Source organism: Pannonibacter sp. Q-1 (assembly GCF_054073275.1).
In genome coordinates, this window is sequence record NZ_JBSXNB010000001.1 from 660,909 (window position 1) to 675,894 (window position 14,986).

General features: G+C 62.7%; 15 protein-coding genes and 1 pseudogene. 4 read left to right on the forward strand and 12 right to left on the reverse strand.

The features are described 5' to 3' along the window. Window positions 1-5: 5 nt before the first annotated feature. From ACVNHC_RS03010 to kynB, 5 genes are all read right to left on the reverse strand, one after another. Window positions 6-971 carry a branched-chain amino acid ABC transporter permease gene (locus ACVNHC_RS03010; protein ID WP_050472135.1) on the reverse strand — a complete coding sequence of 322 codons (966 nt, stop codon included), beginning with the start codon at window positions 969-971 and terminating at the stop codon, window positions 6-8. A 15-nt stretch (window positions 972-986) separates the two neighbouring features. Next, window positions 987-1,859: a branched-chain amino acid ABC transporter permease gene (locus ACVNHC_RS03015; RefSeq protein ID WP_123193556.1), complete on the reverse strand. Its 873-nt coding sequence runs from the start codon at window positions 1,857-1,859 to the stop codon at window positions 987-989. A 12-nt stretch (window positions 1,860-1,871) separates the two neighbouring features. Next, the gene (locus tag ACVNHC_RS03020; protein WP_457166394.1) at window positions 1,872-2,579 is read right to left on the reverse strand and encodes an ABC transporter ATP-binding protein; all 708 of its coding nucleotides are present in this window, start codon (window positions 2,577-2,579) and stop codon (window positions 1,872-1,874) included. Further along, complete coding sequence (locus ACVNHC_RS03025) at window positions 2,576-3,346, reverse strand: ABC transporter ATP-binding protein (RefSeq protein ID WP_050472138.1); 771 nt, start codon at window positions 3,344-3,346, stop codon at window positions 2,576-2,578. Before ACVNHC_RS03025 ends, ACVNHC_RS03020 begins: the two co-directional genes overlap by 4 nt. 70 nt (window positions 3,347-3,416) lie before the next feature. Further along, the gene (kynB, locus tag ACVNHC_RS03030; protein ID WP_457166395.1) at window positions 3,417-4,052 is read right to left on the reverse strand and encodes an arylformamidase; all 636 of its coding nucleotides are present in this window, start codon (window positions 4,050-4,052) and stop codon (window positions 3,417-3,419) included. Window positions 4,053-5,310: 1,258 nt separating this feature from the next. Here kynB and ACVNHC_RS03035 point away from each other — a divergent pair. Continuing rightward, window positions 5,311-5,911: pseudogene (locus ACVNHC_RS03035) on the forward strand (diguanylate cyclase domain-containing protein); the annotation flags it as partial. 72 nt (window positions 5,912-5,983) lie between these two features. Then, window positions 5,984-6,835: a putative bifunctional diguanylate cyclase/phosphodiesterase gene (locus ACVNHC_RS03040; protein ID WP_457166490.1), complete on the forward strand. Its 852-nt coding sequence runs from the start codon at window positions 5,984-5,986 to the stop codon at window positions 6,833-6,835. A 42-nt stretch (window positions 6,836-6,877) separates the two neighbouring features. On the opposite strand, the gene kynA is transcribed toward ACVNHC_RS03040, so the two are convergent. Beyond that, window positions 6,878-7,720 carry a tryptophan 2,3-dioxygenase gene (gene kynA, locus ACVNHC_RS03045; RefSeq protein WP_457166396.1) on the reverse strand — a complete coding sequence of 281 codons (843 nt, stop codon included), beginning with the start codon at window positions 7,718-7,720 and terminating at the stop codon, window positions 6,878-6,880. A 1-nt stretch (window position 7,721) separates the two neighbouring features. Next, window positions 7,722-8,951 (reverse strand): kynureninase, encoded by a 1,230-nt coding sequence (gene kynU / locus ACVNHC_RS03050; protein WP_457166397.1) that lies wholly within the window; start codon window positions 8,949-8,951, stop codon window positions 7,722-7,724. Between the two features lie 176 nt (window positions 8,952-9,127). On the opposite strand from kynU, the gene ACVNHC_RS03055 reads away from it, so the two are divergent. Both ACVNHC_RS03055 and ACVNHC_RS03060 read left to right on the forward strand, forming a co-directional pair. After that, a complete protein-coding gene (locus ACVNHC_RS03055) occupies window positions 9,128-9,826 on the forward strand; it encodes a GntR family transcriptional regulator (protein ID WP_457166398.1) in 699 nt (232 codons plus the stop codon). Between the two features lie 238 nt (window positions 9,827-10,064). Next, a complete protein-coding gene (locus ACVNHC_RS03060; protein WP_050472144.1) occupies window positions 10,065-10,469 on the forward strand; it encodes an MAPEG family protein in 405 nt (134 codons plus the stop codon). A gap of 84 nt (window positions 10,470-10,553) precedes the next feature. Here ACVNHC_RS03060 and ACVNHC_RS03065 read toward each other — a convergent pair whose 3' ends face one another. The 5 genes from ACVNHC_RS03065 to ACVNHC_RS03085 form a co-directional block, all read right to left on the reverse strand. After that, window positions 10,554-11,636: a TRAP transporter substrate-binding protein gene (locus ACVNHC_RS03065; protein ID WP_457166399.1), complete on the reverse strand. Its 1,083-nt coding sequence runs from the start codon at window positions 11,634-11,636 to the stop codon at window positions 10,554-10,556. Between the two features lie 140 nt (window positions 11,637-11,776). Then, window positions 11,777-12,394 carry a GntR family transcriptional regulator gene (locus ACVNHC_RS03070; protein ID WP_026355445.1) on the reverse strand — a complete coding sequence of 206 codons (618 nt, stop codon included), beginning with the start codon at window positions 12,392-12,394 and terminating at the stop codon, window positions 11,777-11,779. Window positions 12,395-12,475: 81 nt separating this feature from the next. Beyond that, the gene (locus tag ACVNHC_RS03075) at window positions 12,476-13,549 is read right to left on the reverse strand and encodes an anhydro-N-acetylmuramic acid kinase (RefSeq protein ID WP_457166400.1); all 1,074 of its coding nucleotides are present in this window, start codon (window positions 13,547-13,549) and stop codon (window positions 12,476-12,478) included. 66 nt (window positions 13,550-13,615) lie between these two features. Further along, window positions 13,616-14,032 carry a globin family protein gene (locus ACVNHC_RS03080; RefSeq protein ID WP_058897962.1) on the reverse strand — a complete coding sequence of 139 codons (417 nt, stop codon included), beginning with the start codon at window positions 14,030-14,032 and terminating at the stop codon, window positions 13,616-13,618. A 300-nt stretch (window positions 14,033-14,332) separates the two neighbouring features. Next, window positions 14,333-14,959: a biliverdin-producing heme oxygenase gene (locus tag ACVNHC_RS03085; protein WP_122519300.1), complete on the reverse strand. Its 627-nt coding sequence runs from the start codon at window positions 14,957-14,959 to the stop codon at window positions 14,333-14,335. Window positions 14,960-14,986: the final 27 nt, after the last annotated feature.

Here is a 14,986-nt window from a genome sequence, read left to right on the forward strand (position 1 = left end):
CCAGGTCAGGCGCCAGTCCCCTGCTTCTGCGGCCTGGGCGGGTTTTCCGGAAGGGTTTCCGGCAACAGCCCCTCGGAGCGGAAGCGCAGGACCAGCTGCAGCATCAACCCGATGAGGAAGACGCGGATGTACTTGGCCTTGACCGCATATTCATGCGGCAGGCGGTCCGTTGCAATCTCTGAAACGGACCAGATGATCCATACAATCGCCGCACCCAGGATTGCTCCCCTGTTATTGCCCGACCCGCCGAGGATCAGCATGATCCAGACGAGGAAGGTGGCAATCATCGGGTCGATGGCTTCCGGGGTGATGGCGCGGTTGAAATGGGCGAAGAGCGCCCCGCCAAGGCCCATCAGCGCCGCGCCGAAGATGAAGGACTGCAGGCGGCGGTAGGCAATGTCCTTGCCCATGGCGGTGGCGGCCAGCTCGTTGTCACGGATGGCGCGCATCATGCGGCCCCAGGGCGAATTGATCTGCCGCTGGATCAGCATGTAGGCAATGCCCAGCACCACGATGACAATGGCGAGATAGGCCATCTGCGACTGCACATAGGGCAGATCGCCGAAGGGGCGCGGAATGCGCGTGATGCCGCGTGCGCCGCCCGTCAATGCATCTTCGGACTTGATGACGAGGCGGATGATCTCGGCAATGCCGATGGTGGCGATGGCGAGATAATCGGAGCGGAAGCGCAGACAGATCTTGCCGATTGGCCAGGCGATGGCCCCTGCCATCAGCATGGCGCCTGCCCACCCGGCAAGAACCGGCAGATCAAAACCGCCAAGCCGGCCGGCCACATGCGGGCTCGTCAGGATCGCCGAGGTGTAGGCCCCGACGGCAAAGAAGCCCGCGATACCCGCATTGAAGAGGCCTGTGAAGCCCCACTGAATGTTCAGCCCCAGCGCCAGAAGCGCGTAGATGCCGATGAAGACACCCATGAACAGGGCGTAGTTTGCAAGGCCAATGAGTTCCATGGCGCAATCTCCCCGTCAGAGCACCTTGCCGCGCAGAAGCCCGGTGGGCCGCACCAGCAGCATGAACAGCAGAATCGCGAAGGCCATTGCCGCCTTGTATTCACTGGGAATGAACACCACGGAGACCTCTTCGGCGATGCCCACAATGAGGCCGCCCAGCACGGCCCCTTCCACGCGGCCGACGCCGCCCAGAATGGCCGCCGCGAACATCGGCAGCAGCATGGACCAGCCCATCATCGGCTTCAGCTCGGTGTTGAGCCCCAGGAACACGCCGGCTGCCGCGCACAGGCCGCCTGCGATCATCCATGTCAGCATGACGACCTTGCGGTTGTCGATGCCCGACAGCAGCGCCAGGTTGGGATTGTCCGACATGGCGCGCATGGCCTTGCCCCACTTGGAGCGGGACAGGAACAGCTGCAGGCCGGCCACCAGCGCCAGCATGGCGATGAGGGTGTAGATCTCCCGGTCGCGCACCCGGATGCCGAAGTAGTTCTCCGGCCGCACCAGCCCGCGGGAATAGGTCTGGGTATCGACACCCCAGACCACCTGCACCACGGCGCGGATCATCAGGGCCGCACCCAGCGTTGCCATCACGGTGATGATCTTGGGCCGGTTGCGCAGGTGCTCGTAGAACACCTTGTCGAGCCCCACCGCCACGCCCGCTGTCGCCAGGATGGCAAAGGGCAGCGCCGCCAGGGGCGGAATGCCGAGAGCCGTCACCAGCGCCAGCGCCAGGAAGGCACCGAGCGTTGCCAGATCACCATGGGCCAGATGCGCAAAGCGCAGGATCGCAAACACCAGCGTGATGCCGACGGCGCCCAGCGCATAGATGGAGCCCATGACGAGCCCCGGCACGATGTAGAAATTGATGAAATCCAGAAAGGTCATCTTGTCTCAGCCTCACCCGCCCAGGAACATTTCTGCGACCTCGCGGTCGGCGAGAAGAGCCTGCCCCGTGCCTTCGTGCCGGTTGGCACCCGCCGCCAGCACATAGGCCCGGTCGGCAAAGGCAAGGGCCTGCTTGGCATGCTGCTCCACCAGCAGGATGGCAACGCCCGTATCGCGGACATCGCGGCTGATCTGGAAGATCTGCTCCATGTATTTCGGCGAAAGGCCCGCCGTCGGCTCGTCCAGCAGCAGGAGCTTGGGGTCGAGCATCAGGGCCCGGCCCATGGCCACCATCTGCCGCTGCCCGCCGGAGAGATTGCCCGCCGGCGTCTTGCGGCGCGCCTTCAAGTCCGGGAACAGCGTGTACACCCGGTCAAAGGCGGCCGAGAGATCGCCCTTGCGCAGGAAGGCACCCATTTCGAGATTTTCGTGGATGCTCATTTCGCGGAAGATATTGTCCACCTGCGGCACGTAGCAGATGCCGCGCTGGACGATCTGGTTCGGCGCCCAGTTGGTGATGTCGGTGCCGTCGAAGGTGATGGAGCCGCCGCGAATGGTGAGAAGGCCGAAGATGGCCTTCATCGCGGTGGATTTGCCCGCCCCGTTGGGGCCGACGATGACCACGATCTCGCGGTCATTCACCGTCATCGACACCTGATTGAGAATGTTGGCCTCGCCATAGCCCCCGGTGAGGGACTGCATCGTCAGGAGCGCGCTCATGCTGCATCTCCCTGCGTTTCACCGAGATAGGCTTCGAGCACCCTTGGATCGGAACGCACGGTCTGGAAGTCCCCGGCAATCAGCACCTTGCCCTCGGCCATGCAGACGACCGGATGGCAGAGCTTCTCGATCATCTCCATGTCGTGCTCGATGAGGATGAAGGTGTAGCCGCGCTCCCGGTTGAGGATCTGGATCTTTTCTTCCAGCTTGCGCAAGAGGGTGCGGTTGACGCCGGCCGCAGGCTCATCCAGCAGCACCAGCTTCGCATCCGTCATCATGGTGCGGCCCAGTTCCAGCAGCTTCTTCTGGCCGCCGGAGAGATTGCCGGCCCGCTCGCCTGCCACATGGGTAAGTTCGAGGAAGTCCAGCGTTTCCCAGGCCCGGCGGACCACCTCCGCCTCTGTGCTGGCCACCTTGCCCCAGTTGAACCAGTTGGCCAGAAGGTTCTCGCCCGGCTGGGCCGGGGCCACCATCATCAGGTTTTCCAGCGCCGTCAGCCGGTGAAACTCGTGCGGGATCTGGAAGGTGCGCACCAGCCCCTTGTGGAACAGTTTGTTGGCCGGCAGGCCGGTCACATCCTCACCGCAGAAGCGGATCTTGCCCGCCACCGGAGGAAATGCACCTGCAATGAGATTGAAAAGCGTCGTCTTGCCAGCGCCATTGGGTCCGATCAGGCCTGTGATCGTGCCTTCCTTCACCTGGAAGGTACAGTGATCAACAGCCGTGAAGCCACCAAACTGCATGACAAGCTGGTCGAGTTCCAGCATCTGATTTTCCCCGCCGCTGCGATTGACAGCGCCCTTATTGTTTCTTTTTGCGCCCGGTGTCAGATTTCCCTCAGTCCCTCGCAAGCGTGCGCAGGACAGCCCTGACAGGCGCCGCATCCAGTCCTTCTAGCCGGATGGGCAGAGCAATCAACTCATAATCCCCCGGTTCGACGCTCGCCAGTACCAGATTTTCCAGAATTCGCATGTCATGGCGAAACACGGTCATGTGAGAGGGAAGATCCTTGGACGTGTCCGGATCAACCGACGGCACATCGACACCCACCAGCCGCACGCCCCGGGAGGCCAGCAGTTCGACCGTCTCCGGCGCCAGAGTGCGGAAGCCTTCCGGCCACACATCCGGATCAAGGCTCTCTTCGCAGCGCAGGAGCACCCGTTGCGGCACGTCCGCCAGCGCTGCTTCAATATCCTGCGGCTCGACGAGGGGTCCAGCACCTCTTGCGTCGATCACCCGGGCCGGACCGATGTAATCCTCCAGCGCCAGCTGATCGATCGTGGCGCCCTCTTTCGCATAGTGCAGCGGCGCGTCCGCATGGGCGCCGCAATGCACGGACATGGAGAAAGCCGCCACATTGACCGGGCAGCCGGGACCAATGGAGAAGGTCTGCCGCAGCTCGAAGCGCGCGTCACCCGGAAAGACGGCAGAACTGGCCCGAAGCGGCGGGGTTATGTCGATAAGACGGGACAAGGCAAACTCCGGTTACAGCCAGCAATACCAACTCTCACTGGGCCTCACTCATTGAAAGCCGGTCAAGCCGGTGCGGCGCCGGAGCAATCAAGGCGGGATGCGCCAGCATCCCGAAGCCTTGGCCTGACAACGCCCGATGAAGCGCGGAAGCAGTCTGCCGATGAGATTACTTTAAATTTAAAATATATCAAGAGCGCCTTTTCGCCTCCCCTGACAAGGCCGAACCAGCTGGCTGGCCGGAGACGCCTTCCCGGATGCCAAAACACAGCAGATCGCAACTACCCGGACTCAACCAGAGATAAATAAAACGGCACCGGCCGCCCCGGACAGAAAAGATGAGAAATGAAATTACAAGTATTTTCAACCTCTTCCATATTCCGGCAGCCGAGACCTATTTACCATAACAGGGCTTCCGACCGGCACTGAAACCTGAAAGCGGCATAATCTCAAACGAATTTGGCAACGCGCATGCATTAAAATTTACTTATTCGTAACTATCCCGATTAAGGCTTGGAAAACACATTCAATGAATACTGATACATGAGAATGCGATTAGAGATTGAAAGAGGCTTGGCATTTCTTTGGACACCCCGAAACCTGTCAAACTTCACAATATCAACGCCAGATCGTCACTGTAGATACATCTGCTCATTTTTGAGAATTGACCCCAAGGATATACGGCGCCGGTTAAATGAAGTCAGTGACGGACGATATCTTCCGGATTAGCGAGGTGGAAGCAGGAGAGCTGCTTGCCCAGCTCGGCCGCGTCGCGACCGCACTCTGGATCTATGACTTTGATCTGAAGCGTATCCTGTGGGCCAATGCCAGCGGCCTCGATGTGTGGGGAGCTTCGAGCATCGAACACCTGCGCTCCCGTGACCTCGGCTCCGACATGTCCCGGGCGGTCGCCGAACGGCTGAACCAGTACAAGGCCGACTTCCAGCGGAGCGATACGAGCTTTGCCGAAACCTGGACACTTTACCCTCTTGGGGAACCCAAAACGCTGCAGGTGATATTCCGGGGAATCCGCCTGAAGGACGGGCGCACCGGCATGCTGTGCGAAGGCATCGTCAACCACGAAATCAGGCCGGAGACCCTGCGCAGTGCTGAAGCGCTGCTGCATACGCCGGTCATGATCTCCCTGTTCTCGCGCAATGGCGCGCCGCTCTACCGCAATCCAGCCTCACGCGCATCGCAGATCGAAGCCGATCTCACCCTCCAGAACCGGCTTGTCGACGGAACCATCGCTGAGGCCCTGATGGGAGCCCTCGACTACGGCTCGGATTGCAAGGTCGTGGCCCAGACCCGCACCACACATGGCATCCGCTGGCACGAGATTACAGCCAGAACCTGCCGCGATGCGGTCACCGGCGTGCAGGCCTATCTGGTCAGCGAGATTGATGTCACCGAGCTGAAGGAAACCCAGGAACGGGCCAGATTCCTGGCGGACCACGACTTCCTGACCGGATTGCCGAACCGGCTCTATCTTCAGTCTCAACTCCCGGCCATGATCAATGCGTCCCTGACCGAAGGCCGGAGCCTCTACCTCTATTTCATCGATCTCAATGGCTTCAAGGCCATCAACGACCCTTGGCCATGTCACCGGCGATCTGCTGCTGAGTGCAGCCGCGGCGCGGCTGTCCGGCTTTGCGGGTGACAAAGGTACGGTGGCACGGCTCGGCGGCGATGAGTTCATTGTCTGCATTCCTGACCGGATGAACGGCCTCAACCCGCAGGACTTCGGCCGGCAGCTGCTGGATCTGTTCATCGAGCCCATGGACATTGGCGGTCAGATGCTGCAGGTCACCGCCGCCGCAGGGATGAGCGTCTGCCCGGATGACGGCAAGGACATGGACACCTTGATGCGTCATGGCGACCTTGCGCTTTACGAGGCGCGGGGCGGGCGGGCCAACAAGGTCACCCCGTTCTCCATGGACCTGCGCCAGCGCCTTGATGAACGTGTGGCGCTGGAACAGGACCTCTGGCGGGCGCTGGAGAACAACGAGTTCCTCCTGCATTTCCAGCCGCGCGTCTGCGTCAAGACCGGCGCGATCCTTTCGGCCGAAGCCCTGATCCGGTGGCAGCATCCCAGGCGCGGACTGTTGAGCCCCGGCAGCTTCATTCCGGCCTGCGAAGAGACCGGCATGATCGTGGAGGTGGGCGAATGGGTCTACCGGCAAGTGGCGCTGCACCAGAGGCATCTGCAAGATGCTGGCATTGACATCAGCCTCTCGCTGAACCTGTCCGTGCGCCAGTTCCAGGATCAGGAGCTGATCGAAAAGCTTCTGCTGCTGCCGCAGGAGACCGGCTGCGATCCGCGCAAGATCGGCTTCGAAATCACCGAATCCATGCTGCTGGGCGACAGTCCGTCCGTGCGCTTCTCCCTGTCACGCCTGAAGAAGTGCGGCTACAATATCCTGATCGATGATTTCGGCACCGGCTATTCCAACCTTGCCTATTTGCAGAATTACCCGATTGACGTGCTGAAGATCGACCGCACCTTCATCAATGACCTGAAGACGGCAGCTCCGATCACCCGGCTGATCATCTCCCTCGGCAATGTGCTGAATGTGCGGATCGTGGCGGAAGGCGTCGAGACGGCCGAACAGCTTGAATGGCTGCGGGCCAATGGCTGCGATGAGTATCAGGGCTTCCACTTCAGCCGCCCGGTCCCCTTTGCGGATCTTATCCTGCAGTGCGAAGAGGATCAGGAGCGGCGGCGCAACCAGTCCAAGGTGCTGAAAGTGCGCAAGCCCCGGCAGGCCATCCCCCGCCGGGCCTGATCCGGTCCCGATGAAACTGGCTCACCGGGATTTGCCGTGTGGTCACAGATCGGCGCGCAGATCCCACAATTCGGGGAAGAGCACCACCTCCAGCATGCGCCGCAGATAGACCACGCCGCTGGTGCCGCCGGTGCCGCGCTTGAAGCCGATCACCCGCTCCACCGTGGTCACATGATTGAAGCGCCAGCGCCGGAAATAATCCTCGAAATCCACCAGCTTCTCGGCCAGCTCATAGAGCGTCCAGTAGCGCGCCGGGTCCCGGTAGACCTCGATCCAGGCGGCCCGCACCGTCTCATCCGCCGCATAGGGCTGCGACACATCCCGGTTCAGCATCGCTTCCGAAATCTCGAAGCCGGAGCGGGCCAGCAGGCGGATCGCCTCATCGTAGAGGCTGGTTTCCTGGCGGATGCCCTCCAGCCAGCCGTGAACCTCCGGTACATGCTCGTGCGGGCGCATCATGGCCGCGTTCTTGTTGCCGGCAATGAACTCGATCGCCCGGTACTGGAACGACTGGAAGCCGGAAGACTGGCCGAGCGCCGCGCGGAAGGTGGTGTAGTCGCTGGGCGTCATCGTGCGCAGCACATCCCAGGCCGAATTCAGCTGCTCGAAGATCCGCGCCACGCGGGTGAGCAGCTTGAAGGCCGGCTGAACGTTGCCGCTGGCGATATGGGCCTTGGCCGAAGCCAGTTCATGCAGCGCCAGTTTCATCCACAATTCGGATGTCTGGTGCTGGATGATGAACAGCAGTTCGTCATCGGCCTTCGACAGAGGCGCCTGTGCCGTCAGGATCTTGTCCAGCGACAGGTAGTCGCCATAGGACATGCGCCCGTCAAAACGCATCTGCGCGCCGTCTTCCGAGGGATCATAGGGGGTCTTGGCGGTCATCTCAGGTCACCTTGGCGCGGGTCTTGAACTGCGGTGCATCCCAGCTGCGGGTGGCGAGAATGTCCGCCAGAATATCGACAGCCTTCACCACATCGCCGTGAGAGAGATAGAGCGGGGTAAAACCGAAGCGAACGATGTCCGGTGCGCGAAAATCGCCGATCACACCGCGTGCGATCAGTGCCTGCATCAGGGCATAGCCCTCGGCAAAGCGGAAGGAGACCTGGCTGCCGCGCTCATCCGCATTGCGCGGGCTCGCCAGTTCCAGACCCTCGCAGCGGCTTTCCACCTCCTTGATGAACAGTTCGCACAGGGAAACGGATTTGGCCCGCAGCACGTCCATATCTACATCGTCAAACACATCCAGCGCCGCATCCAGGGCGGAGAGCGACAGGATCGGCGGCGTGCCGACGCGGAACTGGTCGACGCCCCTGGCGCCGCGGTAATCGAGATCAAAGGCAAACGGCGCATCGTGGCCCATCCAGCCGTTCAGCGGCTGGCGGGCAACGGCCTGGTGCCGCTCTGCCACATAAAGGAAAGCCGGAGCACCGGGGCCGCCGTTCAGATACTTGTAGCCGCAACCGATGGCAAAATCGGCGCCGCAGACATCCAGCTCCACCTTGAAGGCACCGGCGGAATGAGCAAGATCCCAGATGGCAAGGGCTCCAGCCTCATGGGCAAGGCGGGTCAGCGCCGCCATGTCATGACGGCGGCCCGTGCGGTAGTCGACCTGGGTGATCATCATCACCGCGACCTCGTCCGTGATGGCATCCGCCACCTCTTCCGGCGCGACAAGACGCAGCTCATGGCCGGCGTCCAGCAGGTCCCGAAGGCCCTGCGCCATGTAGAGATCCGTCGGGAAATTGCCCGTGTCGGAGAGGATCACCTTGCGCTCCGGGCGCAGGGCAAGGGCAGCCGAGAGCACCTTGAACAGGTTGATCGACGTGCTGTCTCCGGCAATCACCGTGCCGGGCGCCGCGCCCACCAGACGGCCGATCCGGTCGCCTACGCGGCGCGGCAGATCCACCCAGTCATGCTCGTTCCATGCGCGGATGAGGCTCTCGCCCCACTGCTTGCTCACCACATCGGCCACCCGCTGCGGCACATGGGCGGGCAACGTGCCAAGGGAGTTGCCATCCAGATAGATAACGCCCTCGGGCAGGGCAAAGGCGGCACGCTTGGGGCCAAGCGGATCGCCCTGATCAAGCGGATGAACGCTGGATGTTCCGGACATGAAATCTCCCTCAGTCGGTCTTGCCGCGCCCTCTGGGCGCACTGCCGCAGCAACGGCTGCCTCATGAGGTCACGCTAACAGCGGACCTGCACGCCCGCAAGGATTATATATAATTTGACAGGTCATATATTCCTGCTCAGATGCACGGGAAATCTCAACCGGGACCACCAAGCGGAATGCCGAAGACGGAAGACGCCTACAACGCCCTGCGCGGTGCCATTCTGGAATGCACCCTGCCTCCGGATGCGCCGCTGACCGTTTCCCTGTTGAAGGAGCGGTTCGGCTTTGGCTGGACGCCGCTGCGCGAGGCGCTGTCGCGGCTGGAGGCCGAGCGGCTGGTGGTGCTGATGCCAAATCGCGGCTACAGGGTCTGCGGCGTGTCGGCGGAAAGCCTGCGCGATCTTCAGGACGCGCGGCTTGCCATAGAGCCAAGGCTTTTCATCCGCTCCATTGCCGAGGGTGGGGAAGACTGGGAAGGGCGTGTCGTGGCGGCCCACCACCTGCTGGCTTCCACGCCCGTGCCGGTGCCGCATGCGGCGCGCGATGCCATCCACCTGTGGGAGCGGCGGCACGATGCGTTCCATGCAGCCCTTCTCTCGGGCACGCAGGCGCCGTGGCTGCAGCTTTTTGCCAGCCAGGTGAATGACCAGCTCCGGCGCCACCAGCGGCATATGCTCAGCTCGCCGGAGGTGCGCGCCCGCATGGATGACGATCCGCAAGGGCGGCTGCGGGAAACCTACGAGAAGACGCTTGGTCTTGGTCCGCATACAGACCTGATGCAGGCTGCTCTCGACAGGGACGCGGACCGGGCTTCCCGCCTTCTGACGGATCATATCGGCTTTTCGCTCGCGGTTTTTGAGGCTTTGTGGTCCTGAGGCCCTGACATTGCTCCGTGTGCGTGGCACTTCTTGCTGAATTGAACCTTCGCGGTGCCGCCGGACGCAGCCAGACAATGGGCCGCAGCATCACACTGGCACGCCCGAAAATACAAAGAGACCTCGACCGGAGGCCTCGCCGTGAATATTGTCGAATGTTGAAACCCTGACGGGAGACGGGAGCTTGCTCGCGTCAGGAGGAGAGCGGGCCATTGCGGCCCGCAGCGGGAGAACCATCTTGCAGCAGACAGCACTTCTTCTCAGCGCCACCCCCATCTATGCCGGGATTCTGGGGTTGGTCTATCTCTTCCTGAGTTTTCGCGTCGTCAGCCGCCGCAAGAGCCTTCAGCTGGCGCTGGGTGATGGCGGCGACGCCGAACTGCTGCGCCGTCAGCGCGTGCACGGCAACTTTGCCGAATATGTGCCGCTGGTGCTGATCCTGATCCTCATGTGCGAATTGCAGGGCGCACCGCTTCTGCTCGTGCATGCCCTCGGTCTCGCTTTCACGATTGGCCGCGTATCGCACGCCTATGGTGTCTCCCAGCCGAAGGAGCCGCTGGTCTTCCGCATGAGCGGCATGATCCTCACCTTCGCCACTCTCACCATCTCTGCGGTCACGGGCATCGTGCTGGCGGTGGTGTAACTCAGGTCCCGGCGAGAGGGGACTACCCCTCCGTCAAAAGGTAGAAAGCCCGGACAGCCTGCAAGCTGTCCGGGCTTTTTCATGTCACACGCCCCAGACGGCGGCGCGGTCGTGGTACATGCGCTCTTCCATCGCCTTGGTGTAGGACGCGCATTCCTTGATGTAGGCGATATAGGAGGCGTGCACTTTTTCGGCTACGGCATCGCCTTGCGGATAGGCTTCCAGCACTTCGCGCGAGGCCTTGCCCAGCGCCGCCACCACATCATCCGGGAAGGCCGAGACCTTGGCGCCCTTGCTGACGAGATCGGCCAGAACGCGGGTGTTGTTGTAGCGGAACTCGGCAATCGTATCCTCGCCCTGCGCCTGTGCGGCGCTGGCGAAGATGGCCTGCAGCGACGGGGACATGTTGCCCCAGACATTCTGGTTCACGATCATTTCCAGCGCCGCGCCCGGCTCGTGGAAGGCCGGCAGGTAGTAGTAGGGCGCGATCTTGTAGAGCCCCAGCGCCACATCGTTCCACGGGCCGACGAACTCGGCCGCATCGACAACGCCGGACTGAAGAGCCGGATAGATTTCCGGCGGCGGGGTCAGCACGGTGACGACGCCCAGCTTGCGCATCACATCGCCGCCAAGACCGGCAATGCGCATCTTGAGGCCTGCCAGATCATCCAGCTTGGTGACCGGGTTCTTGAACCAGCCGCCGGCCTGGGCGCCCGATCCGCCCGCATAGAACGGCTTCACGCCGAACGGGGCATAGGCCTCGTCCCACAGCGCCTGACCGCCGCCATAGGCGATCCAGCCCGACAGTTCGGTCTGCTCCAGACCGTAGGGCACGGTGGTGTAATACATCGCGGCGCGCACCTTGCCCGCATGGTAATAGGACGCCGTATGGCCCATGTCGGCTGCACCGCTCGACACCGCCCCGAACACCTCGAAGGGGGGCACCAGTTCACCACCGCCGTAATAGGTGATCTTCACCTTGCCATCGCTCATCGCCTCGATGCGCTTGGCGAGCTTTTCAGCCCCGGTGCCCACACCGGGGAAGCCGCGCGGGAAGCCGCCCACGAGCTTGAGGTTCAGCGTTGCCTGCGCAAGGGCGGGCGCTGCAAGGACAGGCGCAGCCGCAGCCGCAAGCGCGCCCGTTTTCAGAAAATCACGGCGTTTCATTGATTGACCTCCCGGCGGGCTCCGAGCCCGAAGCAGAATTTCCACCTGTGATCGTAGACCGCATCAAGGCCGCTTGACCAGATGGAAACTGTTGTTTTTGCCGGTTCTTTCCGGGTGGGTAAGACCAGCGGACGCGGGCCTCAGTTCTGCTTCAGGCGGGTCTTCTGGGCGTGTTCGATATGACGGCGGGCAGCCGTCTCTGCGGCATCCAGATCGCGTGAGGCGATGGCCCGCACGATGGCGGCATGCTCTTCAATGGCCGTCTCGCGCCGCTCGGGTGTATCCAGCGTCGTGCCGGCCATCAGGATCATCGACAGGCGCAGATGGTCGATCTGGCCGACGAGATAGCGGTTGTGGGAGGCGAGATAAATGCGCCGGTGGAACTCCCTGTTGGAGCGCACCATGGATTTTTCGTCTGCCACCCGCTGCCGGTCCGCCTCGACCAGTTCGGTCAGGATCTCGATTTCGGCGTTGGAGGCATGCTGGGCAGCCAAGCGGGCGGCTGTGCCTTCCAGCACCTCGCGCATGTAATAGACCTCAGAAATCTGACGGTGATCCAGCGTCGGGATGACCATGCCCCGGTTCGGCTCGTGAATGGCGAGGCCCTGCGCTTCCAGCCGCTTCAGGCCTTCGCGGATCGGTGTGCGGCTGACGCCGAAAATCTCGGCAAGTTCTGCCTCGCGCAGGCGGTCGCCCGGCTTCAGCGTGCGGTCCTCGATGGCCTCCACCAGCCGGCGGTAGATTTCGGCCCCGTTCAGCCGCTCGTCGTGCCGCTCGCGGTTTCCGAAGACCTCGTCTTCGTCAATGGGTCTGCTCTTGTCCATGTATCTTCAGGCGCCTCAGGCTGAGGGGCGGTAGAGGCGTCCGCCGATCACCGGCTCGCGCGCCCCCGTCGTATGCGGATAGCTGGTAGGAAGACCTGCCATGAACCGCGCGCCAAGGAAAGCCATTGCCTGCGCTTCCAGAGCATCGCCGTCGATGCCATGCACATCCGAACTGACCACATCCGCATCCAGCCGCTGCGCCAGCTCCGCCATGATCGTCTGGTTGCGCCGCCCGCCGCCGCAGACGATCCAGCTTTTGGGCGTTCGCGGCAGCAGGGCGGCAGACCGGGCCACTGCCTCCGCCGTGATGGCTGCGAGCGTTGCCGCGCCATCCAGCCACGACAGACCCTCCACCCATTTCAGCGAAAAGGCATTACGGTCCAGCGACTTGGGCGCAGGCTGGGCGAAATAGGGATGGCGCAGGGCGATTTCCACCCGTGAGGCTTCCACATGCCCTGCCCCGGACCAGCGCCCGTCCCGGTCGAAATCGCCGAGGCCGGACTGGCGGATCCAGTCATCCAGCAGCGCATTGCCCGGCCCGATGTCAAAGGCCATCAGATGTTCGCCGTCGATATAGGTGAGATTGGACACCCCGCCGATGTTGAGGAAGCACAGCGGCTGCTTCAGGCCTGCGGCCAGCGCCCGGTGATAGACCGGCACCAGCGGCGCGCCCTGCCCGCCCGCTTCCATATCCGCCTGCCGCACATCACCCACGACCGGCAGCCCCAGCACATCCGCCAGCTTCTGCGGGTTGCCGAGCTGCACGGTCTCGCCAGCGGCGGGATCATGCCAGACCGTCTGACCGTGGAAGACGACGAGATCCGGCTTGCGCTCCAGCCGTGCCAGAAAGGCGGCGATGGCCACGGCGTGATCACGGGTGACGGCTTCGGCCAGACCCGGCCAAAGATCCCTGCGCTTGGGGCCTGCTGCGATGGTGGTCAGAATGGCCGCGCGGGTCTCGGGAGCATAGGCTTCGGTTTCTGCTGGCCCTGCCGACAGCAGCCGTTCCCCGTCTGTCGTGATCAGGGCCATGTCGATACCATCGGCGGAGGTGCCGCTGATCGTGCCAAGCACTGTAATCGGATCCATGGCTGAAACTCCGGTTTGCCGGCGCGGGCGCGGCACTCCCGGCAAGCTGCCGTTCTGCGCGCCTGCTCAGGCTGCGCGGTATTCCGCGCTCGCAATCATGATGTCGGACAGCGTTGCATAGGCTGCCATCCATGCCGAGCGTACCTCAGGTGTGAAGGCTTCGCCAAGGTGGCTCTCGAGTGTCCACAAGAGGGCATCCCCGGCCGCCTGATAATGAGCGGCGCTGACGCCATAGGTCACGTGACGCTTGGCGAGCGCCTCCAGTTCCGGCAGCAGCATCTGCAGGTTCGACAGCATGCTGACAACGGCGGACAGGGCCTCCAGCAGCCGCTGCTCCTGTGCCGGAAGCGAAGTGCGGAACAGCGGTCGCAAGGAAGGAGATAGTTCGAAAAGGCGGCCGTAAAAGCCGGAGATGACGGCAGTCCCTTGCGGGCGCAGCCGGTCGAAGCTTGCTTGCACAAGTTGGATCTGCTCAGGCGTCACCTCAGCCTCCTCCGGTGGACCGCTGCCGCGATCTGAACAGGCACCGCCCGCATGGGCCGAGGCGCCGCCACGTAATGGTATTACGGCATTATCAATAATAAATATTTCACCAGGAAACAAGCAGCCGCGGCGTGAAATCGGCGCCGCCAGCGTGAAAAACTATTTCAAACTTATTTTATCATCTCCTGCCCGAAATGGCGGGTCTGGATACCTGCGGGCTTGAATAGCGTCAAAGAACTGACGGACGGTTTCAGATCCCGGCACCTGGGAGGCACCGGGACCTGAAACGGGGATCTGAGATCAGGCGTAGGCTTCCCCCACGTAGCGGCGCACAAGCGCGAAGGCCTGTTTCGCATGGGCAATCACCCGTGCCTCGTCCTCCGGCGGCAGCGGGATGGCATCCAGCGCAGCGGTAAAGGTCCGCCAGTGCAGGCCACGGCCTTCCGGATGGCCAGCCAAATGGCGCGCGCCATGGGTCTCGGACAGACCCAGCTTTGCCGCCGCTTTCAACAGAAAGGCCGCACCCAGGTTCGAGCCCTCGGCCACATAGAGCCAGCCCATGGCGGCGGACATATCATCGCCCGGCCCGGCCTCATCCGCGTCCTGCGTGAACTCCGGCAGCGGCATGCCGATGTCGGCCAGATCCTGCGCCACCAGATGCAGGCGGCGGCGGCCGCCGAGATCCGGCAGCAGAGGATCAAGGGCGGGCATGCGGTAGATGCCGTCCATCACCGTATGAAACCGGTACTGCACCTCAAGAAACCGGGCGTAGTTGCCGATGCTGCCGAACGGGTCGCGGCTCATGATGTCCTTGTCGAGGCCATCGTGAATGTCATGGGTTGCCTGTTTCAGCATCTTCGCCCGGCTGCCGGGTTCGATGGTGGCGGGCTCGTTGGGGGCGGGATTGTCCAGGGTATGCGCGTCCATATGTGTCTCCTGGGGTTGGAACAGGCG

What these genes read in the sequence shown, in the direction of transcription:
- ACVNHC_RS03010 (WP_050472135.1), bottom strand. Translation starts at nt 971, where the DNA reads ATGGAACTCATTGGCCTTGCAAACTACGCCCTGTTCATGGGTGTCTTC.
- ACVNHC_RS03015 (WP_123193556.1), bottom strand. Translation starts at nt 1,859, where the DNA reads ATGACCTTTCTGGATTTCATCAATTTCTACATCGTGCCGGGGCTCGTC.
- ACVNHC_RS03020 (WP_457166394.1), bottom strand. Translation starts at nt 2,579, where the DNA reads ATGAGCGCGCTCCTGACGATGCAGTCCCTCACCGGGGGCTATGGCGAG.
- ACVNHC_RS03025 (WP_050472138.1), bottom strand. Translation starts at nt 3,346, where the DNA reads ATGCTGGAACTCGACCAGCTTGTCATGCAGTTTGGTGGCTTCACGGCT.
- ACVNHC_RS03040 (WP_457166490.1), top strand. Translation starts at nt 5,984, where the DNA reads ATGGACCTGCGCCAGCGCCTTGATGAACGTGTGGCGCTGGAACAGGAC.
- kynA (WP_457166396.1), bottom strand. Translation starts at nt 7,720, where the DNA reads ATGACCGCCAAGACCCCCTATGATCCCTCGGAAGACGGCGCGCAGATG.
- kynU (WP_457166397.1), bottom strand. Translation starts at nt 8,951, where the DNA reads ATGTCCGGAACATCCAGCGTTCATCCGCTTGATCAGGGCGATCCGCTT.
- ACVNHC_RS03055 (WP_457166398.1), top strand. Translation starts at nt 9,128, where the DNA reads ATGCCGAAGACGGAAGACGCCTACAACGCCCTGCGCGGTGCCATTCTG.
- ACVNHC_RS03065 (WP_457166399.1), bottom strand. Translation starts at nt 11,636, where the DNA reads ATGAAACGCCGTGATTTTCTGAAAACGGGCGCGCTTGCGGCTGCGGCT.
- ACVNHC_RS03075 (WP_457166400.1), bottom strand. Translation starts at nt 13,549, where the DNA reads ATGGATCCGATTACAGTGCTTGGCACGATCAGCGGCACCTCCGCCGAT.
- ACVNHC_RS03085 (WP_122519300.1), bottom strand. Translation starts at nt 14,959, where the DNA reads ATGGACGCGCATACCCTGGACAATCCCGCCCCCAACGAGCCCGCCACC.